Source organism: Hylemonella sp. W303a (assembly GCF_046452315.1).
GTDB lineage: Bacteria > Pseudomonadota > Gammaproteobacteria > Burkholderiales > Burkholderiaceae_C > Hylemonella.
Window position 1 is genome coordinate 252,664 of sequence record NZ_JBKFDG010000006.1, and the last position, 20,409, is coordinate 273,072.

Here is a 20,409-nt window from a genome sequence, read left to right on the forward strand (position 1 = left end):
AGCGCTTGACCGGTGCGCGCGGATTGCCCAACCGTCGTGCCGCCTCTACACTTCGATGGCTCACGCAACCGCAGCCCCAGGCTGAAGACCATAACCACAATGGAGACAGAAGACATGAAGCATCCGAATCGCCGCGAGGCCACCCTGACCGTGCTTGGCACCCTGGCGCTGGCAAGCAGCGCGGCCGCGCAAGCGCAAGGCGCGGCCAGCTACCCCAACAAACCCATCCGCCTCATCGTGCCCTTCACGCCCGGGGGCAGCGCGGACATCCTGGGCCGTGCCATCGGGCAGGAACTCACGAAATCCTTGGGCCAATCGGTGGTCATTGAAAACATCGGAGGAGCAGGCGGCTCGCTCGGCGCGGACAAGGCCGCCCGCGCGACGGCCGACGGCTACAACCTGTTCATGGGCCACATCGGGACGCTCGCGGTCAACCCGCACATCTATCCCAAACTGACTTACGACCCGCTCAAGGACTTCATCCCCGTGGCCTGGGTGGCGAACGTGGTCAACGTGCTGGCGGTGCATCCGTCGGTGCCCGCCAAGACGTTGAAGGAACTGGTCGCCTATGTTCAGGCCAACCCGGGCAAGATCAATTACGGATCGGGCGGCAATGGCAGCGCGGCGCACTTGACGACCGAATACCTGAAGCTACAGACCAAGACCGACATGATCCATGTGCCTTACAAAGGCACCGCACCCGCCGTGCAGGACCTGGTGGCCGGTCAGACCCAGGTGATCTTCACCGGCGCGCCCGCGCTGATCCCTTTCTTCAAGTCCGGCCAGCTGCGTGCGATCGCGGTGTCCAGCAGGCAGCGCCTGGACGCCCTGCCGGACGTGCCGACGGTGGCGGAAAGCGGCTACGCAGGCTTCGAGGCGGACCAGTGGTATGGCATCGTCGCGCCCACCGGTGTGCCCGCGGACATCGTGCGCAAGCTCAACACCCACGTCAACCAAGCGCTGAACGCGCCCGAGCTCAAGACACGCCTTCAGACAGAGGGCGCGATCGCGGCCCCCACCACGCCCGAGAAGTTCGGCGCGCACATCCGGGCGGAATTCGCGCGCTGGAAGCCGGTGGTTCAGGCCGCCGACATCAAGCCAAGCTGAGTCGCCCCGCCGGTTCGGCACGCCCCAGCGCGGGCGTGCCCGAGCCGTCTTGTGAGAGCTTGAAGACCGCGACGGCTTGCACCAGACCCTGCGCCTGATTCTTCAGATCCACGGCGGCCGAGGTCATCTGCTCCACCAAGGCGGCGTTTTGTTGCGTGGTCTGGTCCATGCCGCTGATCGCTTCGCCGACCTCCAACACGCCCGCGCTTTGCTCCGCGCTGGCGGTGCTGATTTCCCCCATCAGGTCGGTCACGCGACGGATGCTGGCCACGACTTCGTCCATGGTCGTGCCCGCGCGGTCCACCAGCGCGCCGCCTTGCTCTACCCGTTGCACGCTGGCCGAGATCAAGGCCTTGATCTCACGCGCCGCTTCGGCGCTGCGTCCGGCCAAGCTGCGCACTTCGCCCGCAACCACCGCGAAGCCACGACCTTGTTCCCCCGCGCGCGCGGCTTCCACGGCGGCGTTCAGCGCCAGGATGTTGGTCTGGAAGGCAATGCCATCGATCACGCTGATGATGTCGGCGATCTTGCGCGCGCTTTGGTTGATGTCCTTCATGGTCTCCACCACTTGGTTCATCACCTCGCCGCCCTGCATCGCCACGGCGCTGGCGCTCTGGGCCAGTTGGTTGGCTTGCTGGGCGCTGTCAGCGTTTTGCCGCACCGTGGAGCCCAACTCTTCCATTGACGCGGCGGTCTGCTCCAGGGTGCTGGCTTGGCTTTCGGTGCGCGCGGACAGATCTTGGTTGCCACGCTCGATTTCAACCGCGGCGACCGCGACCTGCTGCGCCGAGGCCCGCACCCCGGAGACCACCTTCAACAGACCGTCGCGCATGAATTTCATGGCGGCCATCACGCTGTCCTGGTCCGCGCCGCGGGTGTCGATGTCGGCGGCGAGATTGCCCGAGCGGATGTCATCGGCCACGGCCTTCACCTGCCAGGGCTCGGCGCCCAGGGCACGCGTGACCGCGCGCGAGATCAGCGCGGCCGCGGCCGCGCCCAGCAGCACTGCCACGACCGTCCAGGCGATCATGAGCGTGGAAAAGCCGGTCGCCGTGCCTTCGGCCTGCGCCAAACGCTGCTGGATCAAGTTCTCCTCGAAATCGATCAAGGCGTTGATGCGGGCCAGCCATTCAACGAACAATGGTTTGAGATCGCGCCACACGATTTGCTGCGCCTCTTCACGCCGCCCCTCGGTGCGCAGCTGGATCACCTTGGTGATCAAGGGCAGTACCTGGGCCTCCGTGGCCTTGATGGCCGACAGCAGGCGGGGCACCTCGGGGTGGATGGACCGGTCCTGCGCGAGCATCTGATCCAGCGGCACCGCCGACTTGGCGTAAAACGCAGTCAGGCGTTCGATTTCAGCGACCTCGCGCCGCAGTTCCTCCGGGCTGACGGAGGCTGCCACGTCGCGTATGGCGATCGCGCGATCGTGTGCGCTGCCTCGGAAGTTGATCGCGTAACGCTGGATCAACGAATTTTTCTCGGAGTTTTCTCCCAGGGCCTGCTTGATGACACCCACCTCGCGCAGACCTGCGATGGTGAGGAAAACCAGGATCAGGAGAATCGCGCCGAAGCCGGCCGTCAATTTTTGACGCACCGTCATCCTTTCAAACCAGTTCATGTTTTTCCTTGTGTTGTGAGGTAGAGCTGCGCGTAAACAGCAGCTCGGGTTCCGCTGGCCTCGGCATTCTCATGGCAACCGAGAAACCGTTTTGGTGGCAGGCATAAAAAAAACAGCCGTCCTCTCGAACAGCTGTTATTTCTTGCAATCCATCATGCGCGGACACGAAGACCGCGCAGAGGGCGCACTCACTGCAGCGGGATCTTGGCCTTCACGATCACGTCGCCCCAGCGCTTGATTTCAGACTGGAGGAAGGCGGCGGTTTGCTCGGGCGTTTGGCCACGCGGCTCGATATTGAGTTCGCGCAGCTTCTTGCTGACTTCGGGGTCGGCGAGCGCGGTTTGGATCTCCTTGTGCAGACGAGTGACCACGGCCTTGGGCGTGGCCGAAGGCACCGCCAGCGCATTCCACGACGAGGACAGGTAGGCGGGCAAACCGGCTTCCTTGGTTGTCTGCACATCCGGCAATGCGGCGGAGCGCTTTTCGCTCGTCACGGCCAGGGCGCGCAGGGCGCCTCCTTTGATCTGCCCCATGACAGGCGCGAGGATTTCGACCGCCGCGTCGACCTGCTTGCCACGCAAGGCGTTGACCACGGCCGGTGTGCCGTTGAAGGGCACGATCTGCACGTCGATGCCCGCGACCGACTTGAACAGCTCGGCAGAGAGGTTTTGCGTGCTGCCGATGTTGATGCTGCCGATGTTGAGCTTGCCCGGGTTCGCCTTGGCGTCCGCCAACAGCTCCCCGAAGTTTTTGTACTTGGAGTCACTGGCAACAACGACGCCGATGTCAAACAGCCCCAAGGTGCTGACCGGGGTGAAGTCCTTCACCGAGTCATAGGGCAGGCTCTTGAACAGCGTGGCGCTGACCGCGGTCGCGTTGGACATCAGCAGCAGTGTGTGACCGTCCGGCGCGGACTTGGCCACTTGGTCGGACGCACCCACGCCGCCCGCGCCTGGCTTGTTCTCGATCACCACGGGCTGACCCAGCAGTTCATTGAGCTTCTGCGCCACGATGCGCGCGGTCAAATCGGCCACGCCGCCCGCGCCAAAGGGCACGACGATGCGCAGTGGTTTGCTGGGAAAGCTCTGGGCCAGCGCCAGGGGCGAAGACAGCGTCGCCAGGCCGCCGACCAAGGGGGTGCCCAACAGGGCGAGAGCGGATCTCCGGTTCAATCGGTTCATGTTGTGACTCCTAGGGAAAACTGGAATTTTTGAAGCCCGCGAGGCGAAGGGGTCGCCTCAACGCGCCACGCCGAGCAATTTGTCGAGCAGTTCGGGCTGATCCAGCAAAGCGCGGGCGGTGCCGGAATGCACCACCGTGCCCCGGTCCAGCACGGCGGCTTGGTCGGAAATGGCCAGGATGGCCTGCGGGTGCTGCTCCACGATGATGGCCGACAGGCCCTCCTCGCGCGTGATGCGGCCAATGGCGCGCAGCAGTTCCTGCACGATGATGGGCGCCAAGCCTTCCAAAGGCTCGTCCAGCAGCAAGAGCTTGGGATTGAGTACCAGAGCCCGGCCCACGGCCAGCATCTGTTGCTCACCGCCGGAGAGCTGGGAGCCCAGGTTGGTCTTGCGTTCGGCCAAGCGGGGGAAGAGTTCGTAGACGCGGGCCGGGGTCCAGGCGCCGTGCCGCGCCACCGCCGTCAGGTTCTCATCGACCGTCAGCGACTTGAAGATATTGCGCTCTTGCGGCACCCACCCGATGCCAGCGGCGGCGCGCAGGTGCAAGGGCGTCTTGTGCAAGGCCACGCCGTCCAGGTTGATGCTGCCGCCGTGCTGGCGCGTGGCGCCAGCCAGGGTGTTCATGAACGTGGTCTTGCCGGTGCCATTGCGTCCCAACAGCGCCAGCGTCTTGCCCTGATCCAATGTGACGGACACGCCATTGAGCACCACGGCTTCGCCGTAACCGGCGCTGAGGTTCTCGACTTGGAGAAGCGCACTCATGCGTGACTCCCTTCCGCATGACCCAGGTAAACCTCTTTCACGCGCGGGTCGTTGGCGATTTCATCCGGGTTGCCCTCGGTGAGCACCGTGCCGTTGACCAGAACGGTCATTCGTTTGGCGAAACTGAAAACCAGGTCCATATCGTGTTCGATCAGCAGAACTGACACATCGGCGGGCAGGGCCGCGACGGTCTGCAACAGTTCCTCGCGCTCGCCTGCGGGCACGCCCGCCACGGGCTCGTCCAACAACAGCACGCGCGGCTCGCAGGCCAGCGCGATGGCGATCTCCAACAAGCGGCGCTTGCCGTAGGCCAGCACATCCGTGCGCTGGTTCATCACCTCGGTCAGACGGAACTGCTCCAGCAGCACTTCGCAACGCTCGACGACCTTGGGGTCGCGCCCCAGGGGCTGCCACCAACGCACCCCCAAGCCCATGTGCTGAGAGACGGTCAGCGCCAGGGTCTGCAAGGGCGTCAGCGTGTCGAACAGCTGGTTGATCTGGAAGGTGCGCACCATGCCGCGACGCACACGCTGGTGCGGCGCGAGACGGGTGATGTCTTCACCTTCCAACAGAATGCGGCCCTCGGTCGGCTCCAGCACGCCGGTCAGCAGGTTGATCAGCGTGGTCTTGCCCGCCCCGTTGGGTCCGATCAGCGCATGGCGCGCGCCGCGCTGGAGGTCCAGGCTCACATTGCCCGTCGCGGTGATGCCGCCAAAGCGCTTGACCAGGCCTTGGGCCGACAGGACGACGTCTTTTTGAACGATGTCGGAAGCACTCATTTTTTCTTGCTCCGCGATACCCAAGTCCAAGGACGGATCACACGCTCACGACCCACCATCATCAGCACGACGAGGAACAAGCCGATCCAGAAAGTCCAGTACTGCGGGGTGATCGAGGAAATCCAATCCTGCAACACCTTGAAGATGGCCGCGCCGATCACGCCGCCATACAGCCAGCCCGCGCCGCCGATCACGACCAGCAACACCAGGTCGGCCGAGCGGTCGAACGCGAAAACCTCGACCGAGGCAAAGCTGGTGGTCTGCGCCAGCAGCGCCCCCGCTGCGCCCGCCACGCCCGCGGCGATGGTGTAAATGAGGGCCAGGCGCGCCGTCACGGGAACACCGATCGCCATGGCGCGCAGCCGGTTGTCACGCAGCGCCATCAGCGTGCCGCCCAGGGGCGAATGCACGAAACGGCGCGAGAGCAAGAAGAACACGAACAACACCGTCAGGGAGTACCAAGCGGCCACCTGACCGTAGAGATCGAATTCGAAGCGGCCCAGCACGGGGCCCATGATCACCCCTTGCAGGCCATCGGCGCCACCGGTCAGCCAGTCGAGCTTGTTGGCCAACTCCATGAGGATCAAGGCAACACCCATGGTCACCATCAGCAAGGTGAGGCTGGTGCCACGCATGATGGACAACGAAGCCACCGCGCCAAGCACCGTGGAGGCGGCGATGCCAAAGAAGAGGCCCAGCACGGGATCGGGATGGATGTGCTTGGCGAACAGGGCCGCAGCGTAGGCGCCCATGCCGAAGAAGGCCGCGTGGCCCAGCGACACGACCCCGGCGTACCCCATGATCAGATCAAGTGACACCGCGAACAAGGCGACGATGGCCACTTCGTTGATGAGCAGCGCATGACCACTCAGATACCAGGGTGAGGCCAGCGCCAGCAGCCAGAAGACAGGCTCCCAGCGCTTCCAGCGCGCGTGCTCATGGAGAGAAGACGTCGCGTTCATGCTTTGCCCCCCTTGCGCACGAACAGGCCTTGTGGGCGCCAGATCAAGATAACGATCATCAGGAAATACACGATGAACGCGCCAAAGCGCGGGATGTAGTACTTACCGGCCACGTCGGCGATGCCCAGCAAGAGGGCGGCGAGCAGCGGACCGGTGATCGAGGAGGTGCCGCCCACGGCGACCACGATCAAGAAATAAACCATGTAGCGCAGGGGGAAGCTCGGGTCCAGGATCAGGATCTCGGCGCCGAGCGCACCACCCAATCCCGCCAGGCCGGAACCCGCGGCAAAAGTCAGCAGGAAGACGGCGTTGACGTTGATGCCCAGGCCCGCAGCGACACGCTGGTCGTCCACCGAGGCACGCAAGCGGCTGCCGAAACGGGTGCGACTCAGGATGGTCTGCAACGCAATCGTCAAGCCCACGCACGCCGCGATGATGAAAAGGCGGTAATGCCCCATGCCAAGCGCCCATGCGGTGCCATCACCCAGCTCGGTACGCCCCTTGAGCCACTCAGGCAATTGGACGATCTGTTGGCTGGATGTGAAGAAGTAGTCCATGACCGCGACGGCCATGAAGGTCAAACCGATGGAGAACAGCACCTGATTCAGGTGCGGCTTGCTGTACATCGGCCGGTACAGGGTGCGCTCCAGCACGGCACCGAGCAGCGCGGACCCAAGGAAGGCCAGCGGCAGGCACAGCAGGAAGGGCACGCCATGGCGCTGCATCAAGATGACGGTGAGGTAACCACCGACCATCGCGAAAGCGCCGTGGGCCAAGTTGATGAAATTCATCAAGCCCATGGTGACGGACAGGCCGACCGCCAGGATGAAGAGCAGCATGCCGTAGGCAATGCCGTCGAAAAGTATGGTCAGCATGGGGACACAGACTCGAAAAGCGCGAACCCGAGAAACACGAATCCGGAATCAGGAGGAGGAGAAAGATGCCAATGAAAAAACATGGGCGCCCCTTCCTGTGCAGGGGCGCCCCATGTGCTCAGCCTTACTTGGCCTTGCCCGGGTCCTTCACGTCCTTGATGACGTCGAATTCCACGTTGTACAGCTCGCCGTCCTTGCGCTCCACCTTGCTCAGGTAGATGTTCTGAACGATGTCACGCGTTTCGGGGTCCAGGGACACCGGGCCGCGCGGGCTTTCCCACTTGAGGTTCTTCATGGCATTGACCAGGGCTTCACCGCCCTGACCCTTGGTGGCCTTGAGACCTTCGTAGATCACATGCATGCCGTCATACCCACCGACTGCGAAGAAGTTCGGGCGGAAGCCATTGGCCTTCTTGAACGCGGCAACAAAGGCCTTGTTCTTGGCAGAGGGATGGTAGGCCGAGTACTGCATGGACGTCACGACGCCCAGGGCCACGTCGCCCATGCCGTTGAGCTGGTCGTCGTCCGTGAGGTCACCCGTGCCAATCAGCTTGATGCCCGCCTTGTCCATGCCACGTTCTTGGAACTGCTTCATGACCGCGGCGCCCGCGCCCGAGGGCACGAAAACGAACAGGGCATCGGGCTTGAGGTCACGCACCTTTTGCAGGAAGGGCGCGAAGTCGGGGTTGCGCATGGGAGCGCGCATCGACTCAACCACGGTGCCACCCGCAGCGGTCAGGCGGGCGGTGAAGAACTTTTCGGCATCAATGCCAGGACCATAGTCCGAAACCAGGGTCACGACCTTCTTGATGCCATTCTTCGCGGCCCAGTCAGCCAGCGGCGACGAGGTCTGCGGCAAGGTCATGCTGGTGCGCACGATGAAGGGCGAGGACAGCGTGATGCTGGAAGTGGCCGCGGCCATCACGACCAGCGGCGTCTTGCTCTGCGTGGCGATGGGCGCGGTGGCGAAGGCCGAGGGCGTGATGCCCATGCCCGCGAGCACGTCCACCTTGTCTTGGACCACGAGTTCCTGGGCCAGGCGCTTGGTCACATCGGGAATGCTCGTGTCATCCTTGACGATGAGCTGGATCTTCTTGCCCGCCACGGTGTCGCCGTTTTGCGCCATGTAGAGCTTGACGGCAGCTTCGATCTGCTTGCCGGTGGTGGCCTGCTGCCCAGTCATGGGCACGATCAGACCGACCTTGAACACGTCCTGCGCGAGCACGGCCGTGGAGCCGAGCGCGGCCACCAGGGCCAGGGCCGAAGCGCCCAGGAAGGATCGTTTTTTCATGAGAGTTGACTCCTTTTAATAAGTCTGAATATGGCCGCCATCGCGCAAGCGCGCGGCACTTCACCATGACCGCGCGGACACGTCCCGGCAGCGGAAACGCAAGAGCACAACGGGGCAAAGGTGCGCTACTGTCGCTGCAAACCGTTGCATCCGCAAGCCAAAAAACAGACTGTTAGATATAACGGTTTGAAATATCTTACCCCGCGCATGAGCGGGCGCGAGGGAGCGGAAATTTCAGGGTAAACCCGATATTCAACCGTCAGAAGCCGGCACGCCTAGGCAGCGTGCATCCTGCTCTCAAGTGAGGCCCAGCAGGCGCACCGCGTTGTCTTTCAGGATGCCAGGCATCACCTCGGGTTTGAAGCCCGCCTCCTCGAAATCCTTCATCCAGCGCTCGGGCGTGATGAGCGGATAGTCGCTGCCGAACAGCATGCGGTCTTTCAGCAGCGTGTTGGCGTATTGGACCAACTGCTTTGGAAAGTACTTGGGGCTCCAGCCCGAGAGATCGATCCAAACATTGGGCTTGTGCATGGCGACGCTCAAAGCCTCGTCCTGCCAAGGCCAGCTAGGGTGCGCCATCACGATCTGCATGTCGGGGAAGTCAATCGCCACGTCGTCGAGGTGAATGGGATTGCTGTACTCCAGCCGCAGGCCGCCGCCGCAACGCATGCCACTGCCAATGCCGCTGTGCCCGGTATGGAAGATGGCCGGCAGCTTGTACTCGGCGATCACTTCATAGATCGGCCACGCCATCTTGTCGTACGGGTGGTAGCCCTGCACCGTCGGATGGAACTTGAAGCCCTTGACGCCATGTTCGTCGATCAGGCGACGGGCCTCACGCGCGCCCATCTTGCCCTTGTGCGGATCGATGCTGGCGAAGCACATCATCATGTCGCTGTTGGCCTTGGCCGCCTCGGCGATCTCCTCGTTGGGAATGCGACGGCGGCCCAGCTGCGCCTCGCTGTCCACGGTGAACATCACCAAGCCGATCTTTCTCTCTCGGTAGTAGGCGACCGTCTCCGCGATCGTCGGCCTACGACTGGAGCGGAAGTACTTATCAGCGGCGCGGTCGTACTCCTCGCCGTAATTGTCAAAAGGATTCCAGCAGCTCACCTCAGCGTGGGTGTGGATGTCGATGGCGATCAGATTCTTGTGGTCCATGCGCAAAGCCTGGTTTTGGAATGGGGAAATTCGCGGGTAAACACCGAAGAAAGCTTGGGGTCCGCAGCTTGAATTGGTTATTTCTCATAACAATAATTCATCCCCATTGGAAACACAAGATGACGAACCCTGACCTGCACCTTGAGCGACGCGGCGATCACGACGAAATCGCCGTGATCCGCCTTTCCCGACCCGTCAAGCGCAACGCGCTCAATGACGGCCTGATCCTCGCCTTGCGCGACCTTTTTGAGAACCTGCCCACCGGCGAAGGCGGCGTGCGCGCCGCCGTCATCACGGGTGAAGGCGAGCACTTCTGCGCGGGCCTGGACCTCTCCGAACTGAAGGAACGCGACGCGGGCGAAGGCCTGCACCATTCGCGCATGTGGCACGCCGCGCTCGAGCGCGTGCAGTACGGCCCCGTGCCCGTCATCGCCGCGCTGCACGGCGCGGTGGTCGGAGGCGGCCTGGAGTTGGCTTCTGCCTGCCACATCCGCGTGGCGGACGACACCACGTTCTATGCGCTGCCCGAAGGCTCGCGCGGCATCTTCGTCGGCGGTGGCGGCGCGGTGCGCATCCCGCGGCTGATCGGCGCGGCGCGCATGACGGACATGATGCTCACCGGCCGCGTCTACAACGCAGCCGATGGAGAGAAAGCGGGTTTCGCCCAGTACTTGGTTCCGCAAGGCACAGCCTTCGAGAAAGCCCTGGAACTGGCCGCTCGCGTGGCGCAGAACGCGCCGCTGACCAACTACGCCCTGATCCACGCCTTGCCCCGCATCGCTGAGCAGCCCGCGGACCAAGGCTTCCTGACCGAGGCCATGATGGCCGCCATCGCCCAGAGCGCGCCCGAGGCCAAGGCCCGCGTACGCGCCTTCCTCGAGGGCAAGGCCGTGAAGGTGAAAAAATCATGAGCACCACAAGCCAGTTGAACGCCGCCGAGCCGTCCCAAGGCCAGCGAAGCCCCACCCCGAGCGAAGCGCAGGGCAAGCCTGCGGTCGGGGGCAGCGAACCTCGCGTAGCGGGGAGCGTGGGGGCCAAATACCGCCCCGTGCGCTTTGGCGTCACCCGCGTCAAAGTGCGCGAAAGCCAGGACGCGCAAGGCCGCGCCGTGCGTTATGTCGACGCCGAGCTGCCCCTGGGCCCCTACGCCCGCCGCCTGAGCGACCATCTGTTGCATTGGGCCGAAGCCGCGCCCGACCGCACCTTCTTCGCGCGCCGCGAACAGCTGCCCGATGGCAAGACGGGGGATTGGATCCGCGTCAGCTATGCCCAGGCCCTGGGCGGCGCTCGACGCGTCGGACAGGCCCTGCTGGACCTCGGCCTGAGCGCCGAGCGCCCCGTGGTCATCCTCAGCGAAAACACGCTGGAACACGCGCTGATGTCCTTGGCCTGTCTGTACGCAGGCATTCCGTATTGCCCCGTGTCACCCGCCTACGCCACGGTGAGCCAAGACTACGACAAGCTGCGCCACGTGATGGACACGCTGACGCCGGGCCTGGTCTTCGCCGCCGACGGCGCTAGGTACGGCAAGGCCATCCAGGCCACCGTGGGCAAGAACGTCACCGTGGTGCTGGCACAAGGTCGGATCGAAGGCCGCAAGACCCAGACGCTGCAATCTCTGCATGACACGGTGCCGCGCAGCAGCGGCAAGGGCGCCGTGGACGTGGCCATGCACGCCGTGCGCCCCGACACCATCGCCAAGTTCCTCTTCACCTCGGGCTCGACCAAGATGCCCAAGCCGGTGATCAACACGCACCGCATGTGGTGCGCCAACCTGCAGCAGATCACCCTCTCCTTGCCCGCGCTGGCCGAGGAAGCGCCGATCTTCGTGGACTGGCTGCCCTGGAACCACACCTTTGGCGGCAACCACAACGTGGGCCTGACGCTGATGCATGGCGGCACCCTGTACATCGACGATGGCAAGCCCACGGCGGCTGGCATTGCCGAGACCTTGCGCAACCTGCGCGAGATCGCGCCCACCGTGTACTTCAACGTGCCAACAGGCTTCGAGATGATCGCCCAGGCCATGAAGACAGACGCCGCGCTGCGCAAGACGCTGCTGTCGCGTGTGAAGATGTTCTTCTACTCGGGCGCGGGCCTGGCCCAACCGGTCTGGGACAGCCTGCATGCCACGGCCGAGGCGGAGATCGGCGAGCGCATCGTCATGGCCACGGGCCTGGGCATGACGGAATCCGCGCCCTCGGCGATGTTCGTCAACAGCCCGGACGTGAAGGCCGGTGACATCGGCGTGCCGGTGCCCGGCATGACGCTCAAGCTGGTGGAAGTGGACGGCAAGATCGAAGTGCGCTACCGCGGACCCAATGTGACGCCAGGTTACTGGCGCTCCGAAGCCGCCACCCGCGAGGCCTTCGACGAGGAAGGTTACCTTTGCACCGGTGACGCCGTGCTGTGGATCGACGAGAACAACATCCACCGCGGCCTCAAGTTCGACGGTCGCATCGCGGAAGACTTCAAGCTCGCCACGGGCACCTTCGTCAGCGTGGGCCCCTTGCGGGCCAAGGTCATCGTGACCGGCGCCCCCTTGGTGCAGGACGTGGTGTTGACCGGCCTGAATCGCAAGGAAGTCGGCGCGTTGATTTTCCCCTCGCCTGCGTGCCGCACGGTCAGTGGACTGGGGCCGGACGCGCCGATGAGCGAAGTGTTGTCCAGCGCCCCCGTGCGCCAGCGCATGCAGGCCGTGATCAATGAACTGGCGCGCGGCGCCACCGGCAGCGCCAACCGCATCGCGCGCGCGCTGCTGCTGGCCGAACCGCCGTCCATTGACAAGGGGGAAGTCACCGACAAGGGTTCCATCAACCAGCGCGCCGTGCTCAAGCACCGCGACGCGCTGGTGCAGGCCCTGCACGACGACGTGGCTCCCGGCATCCTCAAACCCGAGTGACGATCCGCGCAACCCCAGGAGACAACCATGAAGATTGAAGGACAAGCCGCGCTCGTGACCGGCGGTGCCTCGGGACTCGGCGAAGCGACCGCGCGCGAACTGGCCCGGCTCGGCGCCAAGGTGACCGTGCTTGACGTGAACGCCACCGCTGGAACGAAGGTGGCGGCCGAGATCGGTGGCCTCTTCCAAGTCTGCGACATCACCAGCCCAGACAGCGTGACTGCGGCGATCGCCAAGGCCGAGGCCGCGCACGGACCGGCACGCATCCTGATGAACATCGCGGGCATCGGCACGGCCAAGCGCATCGTCGCCAAGGACGGGAGCCCCGCGCCACTGGAGGAGTTCGCCCGCGTGGTGAACATCAACCTCATCGGCAGCTACAACGTCAGTCGCCTCTTTGCCGCCGCCTGCGCCAAGCTGCCCCTGCTCGACGACGGCGAACGCGGCGTGATGATGTTCACCGCCTCGATCGCCGCTTACGACGGCCAGATCGGCCAGCAAGCCTACAGCGCCTCCAAGGGCGGCATCGTGGGCATGACCTTGCCCATGGCGCGGGACTTGGCACAACATGCGATCCGTGTCTGCACGATCGCGCCCGGCCTGTTCGCCACGCCCTTGGTAAAGGAACTGCCGGCGGAGGTGCAGCAATCGCTTGCCGCCTCGATTCCCTTCCCCAAGCGCCTGGGCGAGCCCGAGGAGTTCGCGCGGCTGGCCAGCCACATCGTGACCAACGGCCACCTCAACGGCGAAGTCATCCGTCTCGACGGCGCGCTGCGGATGGCGCCACGATAGAACCGACCCGGGGCACGGGCAGTACCATCTGCCCGGCGTCGGAAGCCTTTTCCGCCCCTCGACAACTTCACATTAGGAGACAAACCATGAACCTGAATCGACGTCACTTCAATATGGCTCTGGGCGGCGGCGCCGCCTTGGCAGCCTTGCAAGGGCTGCCTGCGTTCGCGCAGGTGGCCCAGCCCAAGATCTATTACGGCTTCCCGGCCGGTAGCGCGGGCGACAGCCTGGCGCGTCGCGTGGCCGACAAACTGGGCGGAACCTCCTATGCGCAGAGCAACCCGGTGGTGGAAAACAAGCCCGGCGCGGGCGGGCGTATCGTGCTCGAAACCCTCAAGACCTCGCCCGCCGATGGCTCCGTGCTGACGCTGGCGCAAGCCTCGGCGCTCACGATCTACCCCCACGTGTACACGAAGATGAACTACACGATGGCGGATTTCGCGCCCATCTCCATCGGCGCTCAGATGGTTTTCGCGCTGGCCATCGGCCCGATGGTTCCCGAGAACGTCAAGACGCTCAGCGACTTCATCGCCTGGGCCAAGGCCAACCCCGAGAAATCCAGCTTCGGATCTCCCGGCGCGGGCTCCATGCCGCACTTCGTCGGATCGCTGTTCGGTGTCAATGCTGGCATCACCTTCCAGCACGTGCCTTTCCGCGGCTCATTGCCAGCCGTGAACGACACGGTCGGTGGACAAATCGCCGCTTGCGTCACGCCCACCGGTGATTCGCTGGCCCACGCCAAGAGCGGCCGACTGCGCATCCTGGCCGTGTCCGCACCCAAGCGCGTGGCTGAACCCGACGCACCGACCTTCGCCGAGCTGGGTTATCCCGAGATCGTGGCCGAGGAATGGTTCGGCTTCTTTGCCCCGGCCAAGACGCCCGCGAACGTGATCAACGCCGCGAACACCGCCATCCAGGCCGCGCTGAAGGACAAGGCCGTGATCGACGGTCTGGCCGCCATCGGCTTGGTCGCGGCGGGCAGCACGCCGCAGGCCATGCGTGCCTCGCTCGAATCGGAGTTCAAGCGCTGGGGCCCCCTGGTCAAGAAAGTCGGCTTCACCGCTGAATCCTGATCGTGTCGGTTCGCGCCCCGGCCGTGCTTCACAGCCCGCCGGGGCGTTCTTCATTCATGATGTCCTGATGTCGTCCTCTTCCAGCGCTTCATCGACCGCAAGCCGCCGCGCCACGCGGGCCCCCACTCGCGAGAATGCGCGCAGCAAGCGCATGGTCACGCCCAAGGAGCTAGCGTCTGCGGTGGATCAAGTGGACACCGGCTTCCTGCAAACCTTGGTCGGCTACAGCGCGCGGCGCGTCTCGCTCGCGGCCATCGCCAGCTTCCTGCCGCGCATGGCCGCCTATGAACTCCGCCCAGTCGAGTTCTCCGTGCTCTCGCTGATCCACCACAACCCCGGCATCACGTCGCGCCAGCTTTGCAGTGTGCTCAACATCCAGCCCCCCAATCTGGTTGGCATGCTGCAGCGCTACGAGAAAAAACGTGGGCTCATCGAACGCCGACCCCACCCGAGTGATGGCCGTGCCCTGGGCCTGCACCTGACAACGGCGGGCCGCCAACTCGCGCGCAAGGCCGAACAAGCGGCCAGTCAAAACGACGCCCAGGTGACCGCGCGGCTGAGCGCGGCCGAACGCCGCACGCTGTTGCGTCTGATGGAAAAAATCTACCTCTGACGCCACCCCGGCGTGGTTCCACTCGGTCAGCTTCGTGCTTTTCGCACGCCTGCGGTGTTCCCTTAGCTATGAATGTTGTAGCACGCGGAAAACTGCGCTATATTGCGCCTCCCTCCGCACCGCCCAGGCACCTGCCTGTTTCACCGCGCATTTCTACCCATGACCGGCACAGCGAAAAACACCCTCGGTGCCGGCGGCAAGTCCGGTGCCAAGGACATGGGCACGAAGGACAGCGCGGCCGTCGGACAGCTGTTGGCGCTGCTGGAATCTCGTTACGCAATGCGGGTGATCTGGGCCCTGCGTGACGGCCACGCACAGACGTTCCGGTTGCTGCAAGACAGCGTGGGAGGCATCACACCCAACACGCTCAACACACGCTTGAAGGAGCTGCGCGCGACGGGACTGCTGCACCACGACACCGAAGGCTACCTGCTGACCACCACCGGCATTGAGCTGGCACGGCGACTCGGTGAAATGACGGCCTATGCGCCGAAATGGTCCGCAAGCCAGGGGCGCGGCGGCAAGCCGCGCTGATCAGCGCGCCATACCGGCGAGCTTCAGGCGGGGGCTTGACGATAAGGCTCATCGAACGGGATGAAGTCCCGTTCGGCCAGGGCATCGTCCACCCAGGCCCGTACACCCGCAAGGGCATGAACTCGCGCGATGTAGGCGGCGATGTCCTCGGGCACGGGCAAGGCGTAAGTCTTCAGGCGCGTGCACACGGGCGCGAAGTAGGCGTCGGCAATCGAGAAATCGCCAAAAAGCAGTTCCTCGCGACCACTCTCACGCAATAGCTCGCGCCACATCTGCGTGATGCGCAGCACGTCCGACTGCACCGCGGGTTGCTCGCGCCAGATGCGGGCGCCCGCCTCGGACAGGTCGGCCTCGATGTTCATGCTGCAGTGGGTGCGCAAGGCCGTGAACCCGGCATGCATCTCGGCGCAGACACTGCGCGCGCGCGCGCGACGCGCGCGGTCTTGTGGCCACAGATGTTTGTCTGGAAAGGTCTCCGCCAGGTACTCGACAATGGCCAGCGTATCCCAAATGACCAGTTCGCCATCCGTGAGCACCGGGACCTTGCCCACCGGATTCACTCGCGCGATGGTCCGTTTGAACTCGGAATCCGCCTCGAAGGAGTCGAAACGAACCTTGACTTCCTCGAAGGGGATGCCCGCCTGGCGCAGCAGCACCCAAGGCCGCATGGACCAGGACGAGTAGTTCTTGTTGCCGATGTAAAGCTTGAGCATGTCGTACCTCGTTCAAAAATCAGACCTTGGACCATCGATGGATCGTGCGCCCGGCTTGGGGTCGACCCGCGCGCCCAAGCCGTGGTGGACGCGGCGGCGGGAGTGCCCCGCCGTCACGCACGACGTGGTCAGCGAATGTCCAGGGGCACGAAGGACTTCACCAGATCATCCAAGGCCTTGATCTGGGTCAGGAAGGACTCCAGCTTGTCCAGCGGCAAGGCGCTGGGGCCGTCGCACAGGGCCTTGTCCGGATTGGGGTGAGCCTCCAGAAACAGACCCGCCAGGCCCACCGCCATGCCGGCGCGGGCCAGATCCACCAGTTGCTCGCGGCGTCCACCCGAGGCCGCCGCCCCTGGGGCGCGCTGCTGCAGCGCATGCGTGGCATCGAAGATCACGGGCAGGTTACCGCTGACCTGCTTCATCACGCCGAAACCCAGCATGTCCACCACCAGGTTGTCGTACCCGAAGCAGGTGCCGCGATCGCACAGGATGAGCTGGTCGTTGCCCGCTTCCTTGAACTTCTCGACGATGTTGCCGACCTGTGAGGGGCTCAGGAACTGCGGCTTCTTGATGTTGATGACCCGCCCCGTCTTGGCGAGGGCCACGACCAAATCGGTCTGACGGGCCAGGAACGCGGGCAACTGCAGCACGTCCACGACCTGGGCGACGGCCTGCGCCTGATGCGGTTCATGCACGTCCGTGATCAGGGGCACGCCAAAGCTCTTTTTCACGTCTTCGAAGATGCGCAGACCCTCGTCCAAGCCGGGGCCGCGGTAGGAATGGATCGACGAGCGATTGGCCTTGTCGAAACTGGCCTTGAAGACATAGGGAATGCCCAGCTTGCTCGTGACGCGCACGTACTCCTCGCACGCGCGCAACGCCAGGTCGCGCGACTCCAGCACGTTGATGCCCCCGAAGAGGACAAAGGGTTGCGCGTTGCCGACAGAAAGGTTGCGGATGGAGATCACGGACATGGAGGAGTCTCAGGAGTGAACAGGAACCCTGGATTTTACGTTCCACGGACCCACCAGGATCTCAGGCATCACCGCCAAAGAGATCGCGGGTGTAGACCTTGTCTGGCACATCGTCCAATTCGGACACGCGGCGGTTGGCGACGATCACATCGGCAGTCCGCTTGAATTCGGCCAGGTCGCGGATGACGCGCGAGCCGAAAAAACTGTCTTCCTTGAGCACGGGCTCGTAAACCACCACCGCGACGCCCTTGGCCTTGAGTCGCTTCATCACACCCTGGATGCTGCTGGCGCGGAAGTTGTCACTACCGGCCTTCATGATCAGGCGGTGGATGCCCACCACCTTCGGCTGGCGCCGCAGGATCTCTTCGGCCACAAAGTCCTTGCGCGTGGTGTTGGCGTCCACGATGGCGCGGATCAGGTTCTGCGGCACATCCTGGTAATTGGCCAACAGCTGCTTGGTGTCCTTGGGCAAGCAATAGCCACCGTAACCAAAGCTGGGGTTGTTGTAGTGGTTACCGATGCGCGGGTCCAGGCCCACACCCTGGATGATCTGGCGGGTGTCGAGGCCGTGCACGGCCGCATAGGTGTCCAGCTCGTTGAAGAAGGCCACGCGCATCGCCAGAAAGGTGTTGGCGAACAGCTTGATCGCCTCGGCCTCGGTGTTCTCGGTGAGCAGCACAGCGGCATCGGGTTTGAGCGAGCACTGGCGCAGCAAATCCGCGAAAACCTGCCCGCGCGTCGAACGCTCACCCACCACGATGCGGCTCGGGTGCAGGTTGTCATAGAGCGCCTTGCCCTCGCGCAGGAACTCGGGGGAAAAAATGATGTTGTCGGACCCCAGCGTGCGCTTGAGCTGTTCGGTGTAGCCGACGGGAACGGTGGACTTGATGACCATCACGGCGCGCGGATTGATCGCCATCACGTCACGCGCCACCGCCTCGACCGATCGGGTGTTGAAGTAATTGGTGTCCGGGTCGTAGTCCGTGGGCGTGGCGATGACGACGTACTCCGCCTGCCCGTAAGCCGCTTGTTTGTCCAGTGTGGCGCGCAGCTTCAAGGGCTTGCTCGCCAGGTAGTCCTCGATCTCCCGGTCTTCGATGGGCGAGCGGCGTTGGTTGATCTGGTCAACCTTGGCCGGATCGATGTCCAAGGCAATGACTTCATGTTGCTGCGCCAGCAATACGGCATTGGACAGGCCGACGTAGCCTGTCCCGGCGATGGCAATTTTCAAGATGTATCCCAATCAATGGTCGCGTGGATGGCCGCGTTTGAACGCGGCCGGATGAATGACGGCGGGCGGCTCGGCGGCGCGGAGCATGCCGATGCACGGCATGGCGTGCCTGGCGGAACATTCTAGACAGCAAATGTTGTGACTTGATGGCACGATCTTGCCCACGGGGGACGCGGCGCAAGCCATGGTCTGAGCGTCAAACCAGTGGCCGAACGCCCGGGCGCCCCGCCTCGGTGACGAAGGTGGCCAAGGTGTCGACGCCGGAATTGACTTGAGCAGCGTCGTCCACGACACGCAGGGACATCACCAGCTTCTGAGGTGACAGATCCATCAGGCCATAGCCCCGCTTGAGCGAGTTGACCAACAAACAATGGGGGTTCGCACGGCGCGCCTTCGCGTCCGCCTCTTGGGATGCACCCCGCACCGTGGAGGTGATGCTGGTGCCACAGTACTCTGCGGCCACCACCGGAGAATCGATGGCATAGGGATCCTTGTGCACTTGTTCCACCCAGTTCCTGTGAATGTCCCCGCCAAGGATGACGGGGTTGCGCGCCTCGCTTGCCAACAGGGCATCGATCAGCGTTTGACGCGCGCCCGGGTAACCATCCCAGCCATCGGTGCCCGCGGCCACGCCCAAGCCTTGGGCATAGTTGACGGGGGTGAAACGGGTTTGCTGCGCGATCAGGTTCCAGGCCGTGCCTGCGCCACGCGACTCCCTCAGCGCGCCCTCCAACCATTGCTCCTGCTCGCGTCCCAGCATGGAACGACGCGACGCGGGCTCCTCCCGCAGGCACACTTTGGCTTCGGCCGCCGTGGGCTCCCTGCCGCACAAAGGGCGGTCGCGGTACTGCCGGTTGTCCAGCAGATAGAGCCGCGCTAGGCGTCCATGATCGTGATAACGATGGATGTGCAAGCCCCCCACGCCAGCGAGCAGCCCGCGCACACCCTTGAGCATGACGTCGGCACGCAAGGGCATGTGCTCGTAATACGCTTGGTAGGATGCCGCTCTGCGCGCGGCGAAGTCGTGCGTGTCTGTGACAGACCAGCTGCCGCCATTGTTGTTCTCCAGCTCATGATCGTCCCAGGTCACCAGCCAGGGACAGGCGGCATGCATGGCCTGCAAGGTGGGATCGCTCTTGTAGAGGGCGTAACGCGCGCGGTAACTCGCCAGGGTGCGGGCCTCAGGCAGGTCATGGTGACGCGGCTCGTCGGGACCGGCCGATGCACCGGCCCGCTCGTAGATGTAGTCGCCGACAAAGACCACCAGGTCGGGAGAATCCGCGTGCATGTGCCGGTAGGCCGCGTAGTGACCGGACTCCCAGCGTTGGCAGGAGGCCAAGGCCAGGCGCAAGCGGTCCACCGCGGCACCTGGCGCGGGCGAGGTGCGCGCTCGCCCCGAAGCGCTGACCGTACCTCCGACCATGAAGCGGTAGCCGTACCAGCGGTCGGGAGTCAACCCAGCCACCTCGACGTGCACGGCATGGCCCAGCTCGGGTTCGGCCCAGGCCTCGCCACGGGCGATCATTCGACGCTCGCCACCCTCTTCGAACACTTCCCAGCGCACGGGCACTGGCCCCGCCTCGACCAGTTCGTCGCCGAACAAGCGGGTCCACAACACGAAACCATCCGGCGAGGGCGACCCGCTCGCGATGCCGGCTGCAAAGGGATCCTCGCGAAACCGGATACGAGCCACGGGGGCCCTTGCCGTGGCCTGCGGGGCAAGCAAGGCCAGGCCGGACAAGCCGGCCAAGGCCTTGATGAGGTCACGACGCTGGGGTGATGCGATTGCCTGCGTGGTCATGCGGGTGTCCTAGGGTGCGTTCGCATTTGAGAAATTT

19 protein-coding genes are annotated in these 20,409 nt (G+C 64.2%); 7 read left to right on the forward strand and 12 right to left on the reverse strand.

The window, feature by feature from the left end; all coding sequences use genetic code 11:
- The first annotated feature begins 114 nt into the window (after nucleotides 1-114).
- Nucleotides 115-1,107, forward strand: coding sequence for a Bug family tripartite tricarboxylate transporter substrate binding protein (locus ACLBKS_RS13230; RefSeq protein ID WP_410193268.1), 993 nt, complete (start codon nucleotides 115-117; stop codon nucleotides 1,105-1,107).
- Here ACLBKS_RS13230 and ACLBKS_RS13235 read toward each other — a convergent pair.
- The 8 genes from ACLBKS_RS13235 to ACLBKS_RS13270 form a co-directional block, all read right to left on the reverse strand.
- A complete protein-coding gene (locus ACLBKS_RS13235) occupies nucleotides 1,094-2,728 on the reverse strand; it encodes a methyl-accepting chemotaxis protein (RefSeq protein ID WP_410193269.1) in 1,635 nt (544 codons plus the stop codon). The two genes, ACLBKS_RS13230 and ACLBKS_RS13235, sit on opposite strands and share 14 nt — an antisense overlap.
- A gap of 188 nt (nucleotides 2,729-2,916) precedes the next feature.
- On the reverse strand, nucleotides 2,917-3,909 hold the full coding sequence (locus tag ACLBKS_RS13240) for a Bug family tripartite tricarboxylate transporter substrate binding protein (RefSeq protein WP_410193270.1): 993 nt from the start codon (nucleotides 3,907-3,909) through the stop codon (nucleotides 2,917-2,919).
- A 57-nt stretch (nucleotides 3,910-3,966) separates the two neighbouring features.
- Complete coding sequence (locus tag ACLBKS_RS13245) at nucleotides 3,967-4,671, reverse strand: ABC transporter ATP-binding protein (RefSeq protein ID WP_410193271.1); 705 nt, start codon at nucleotides 4,669-4,671, stop codon at nucleotides 3,967-3,969.
- Nucleotides 4,668-5,450 (reverse strand): ABC transporter ATP-binding protein, encoded by a 783-nt coding sequence (locus ACLBKS_RS13250; protein WP_410193272.1) that lies wholly within the window; start codon nucleotides 5,448-5,450, stop codon nucleotides 4,668-4,670. The genes ACLBKS_RS13245 and ACLBKS_RS13250 overlap by 4 nt, the downstream gene beginning before the upstream one ends.
- Entirely contained in the window at nucleotides 5,447-6,412 is a 966-nt protein-coding gene (locus tag ACLBKS_RS13255; protein WP_410193273.1) for a branched-chain amino acid ABC transporter permease, read from the reverse strand. The genes ACLBKS_RS13250 and ACLBKS_RS13255 overlap by 4 nt, the downstream gene beginning before the upstream one ends.
- Nucleotides 6,409-7,287, reverse strand: a complete 879-nt coding sequence (locus ACLBKS_RS13260) for a branched-chain amino acid ABC transporter permease (RefSeq protein ID WP_410193274.1) — start codon at nucleotides 7,285-7,287, stop codon at nucleotides 6,409-6,411. The genes ACLBKS_RS13255 and ACLBKS_RS13260 overlap by 4 nt, the downstream gene beginning before the upstream one ends.
- 124 nt (nucleotides 7,288-7,411) lie before the next feature.
- Nucleotides 7,412-8,578 (reverse strand): ABC transporter substrate-binding protein, encoded by a 1,167-nt coding sequence (locus tag ACLBKS_RS13265; RefSeq protein WP_410193275.1) that lies wholly within the window; start codon nucleotides 8,576-8,578, stop codon nucleotides 7,412-7,414.
- A gap of 297 nt (nucleotides 8,579-8,875) precedes the next feature.
- On the reverse strand, nucleotides 8,876-9,739 hold the full coding sequence (locus ACLBKS_RS13270; RefSeq protein ID WP_410193276.1) for an amidohydrolase family protein: 864 nt from the start codon (nucleotides 9,737-9,739) through the stop codon (nucleotides 8,876-8,878).
- A gap of 119 nt (nucleotides 9,740-9,858) precedes the next feature.
- Between ACLBKS_RS13270 and ACLBKS_RS13275 the strand changes: the two genes are divergently transcribed.
- The 6 genes from ACLBKS_RS13275 (at nucleotide 9,859) to ACLBKS_RS13300 (ending at nucleotide 15,653) form a co-directional block, all read left to right on the forward strand.
- Nucleotides 9,859-10,650, forward strand: a complete 792-nt coding sequence (locus tag ACLBKS_RS13275) for a crotonase/enoyl-CoA hydratase family protein (RefSeq protein WP_410193277.1) — start codon at nucleotides 9,859-9,861, stop codon at nucleotides 10,648-10,650.
- Complete coding sequence (locus tag ACLBKS_RS13280; protein WP_410193278.1) at nucleotides 10,647-12,641, forward strand: feruloyl-CoA synthase; 1,995 nt, start codon at nucleotides 10,647-10,649, stop codon at nucleotides 12,639-12,641. The genes ACLBKS_RS13275 and ACLBKS_RS13280 overlap by 4 nt, the downstream gene beginning before the upstream one ends.
- 27 nt (nucleotides 12,642-12,668) lie before the next feature.
- A complete protein-coding gene (locus ACLBKS_RS13285) occupies nucleotides 12,669-13,433 on the forward strand; it encodes an SDR family NAD(P)-dependent oxidoreductase (protein WP_410193279.1) in 765 nt (254 codons plus the stop codon).
- 86 nt (nucleotides 13,434-13,519) lie between these two features.
- Nucleotides 13,520-14,506 (forward strand): Bug family tripartite tricarboxylate transporter substrate binding protein, encoded by a 987-nt coding sequence (locus ACLBKS_RS13290; RefSeq protein ID WP_410193280.1) that lies wholly within the window; start codon nucleotides 13,520-13,522, stop codon nucleotides 14,504-14,506.
- 67 nt (nucleotides 14,507-14,573) lie between these two features.
- Nucleotides 14,574-15,119, forward strand: a complete 546-nt coding sequence (locus ACLBKS_RS13295) for a MarR family winged helix-turn-helix transcriptional regulator (protein ID WP_410193281.1) — start codon at nucleotides 14,574-14,576, stop codon at nucleotides 15,117-15,119.
- 159 nt (nucleotides 15,120-15,278) lie between these two features.
- Nucleotides 15,279-15,653: a winged helix-turn-helix transcriptional regulator gene (locus tag ACLBKS_RS13300; RefSeq protein ID WP_410193282.1), complete on the forward strand. Its 375-nt coding sequence runs from the start codon at nucleotides 15,279-15,281 to the stop codon at nucleotides 15,651-15,653.
- A 23-nt stretch (nucleotides 15,654-15,676) separates the two neighbouring features.
- Here the strand turns inward: ACLBKS_RS13300 and ACLBKS_RS13305 are convergent, their stop codons facing one another.
- From ACLBKS_RS13305 to ACLBKS_RS13320, 4 genes are all read right to left on the reverse strand, one after another.
- Complete coding sequence (locus tag ACLBKS_RS13305) at nucleotides 15,677-16,366, reverse strand: glutathione S-transferase family protein (protein ID WP_410193283.1); 690 nt, start codon at nucleotides 16,364-16,366, stop codon at nucleotides 15,677-15,679.
- Nucleotides 16,367-16,494: 128 nt separating this feature from the next.
- Nucleotides 16,495-17,340 carry a 3-deoxy-8-phosphooctulonate synthase gene (gene kdsA / locus ACLBKS_RS13310; protein WP_410193284.1) on the reverse strand — a complete coding sequence of 282 codons (846 nt, stop codon included), beginning with the start codon at nucleotides 17,338-17,340 and terminating at the stop codon, nucleotides 16,495-16,497.
- Between the two features lie 61 nt (nucleotides 17,341-17,401).
- The gene (locus ACLBKS_RS13315) at nucleotides 17,402-18,571 is read right to left on the reverse strand and encodes a nucleotide sugar dehydrogenase (protein ID WP_410193285.1); all 1,170 of its coding nucleotides are present in this window, start codon (nucleotides 18,569-18,571) and stop codon (nucleotides 17,402-17,404) included.
- A 196-nt stretch (nucleotides 18,572-18,767) separates the two neighbouring features.
- Nucleotides 18,768-20,372, reverse strand: a complete 1,605-nt coding sequence (locus tag ACLBKS_RS13320; RefSeq protein ID WP_410193286.1) for an alkaline phosphatase D family protein — start codon at nucleotides 20,370-20,372, stop codon at nucleotides 18,768-18,770.
- Between the last annotated feature and the right edge of the window lie 37 nt (nucleotides 20,373-20,409).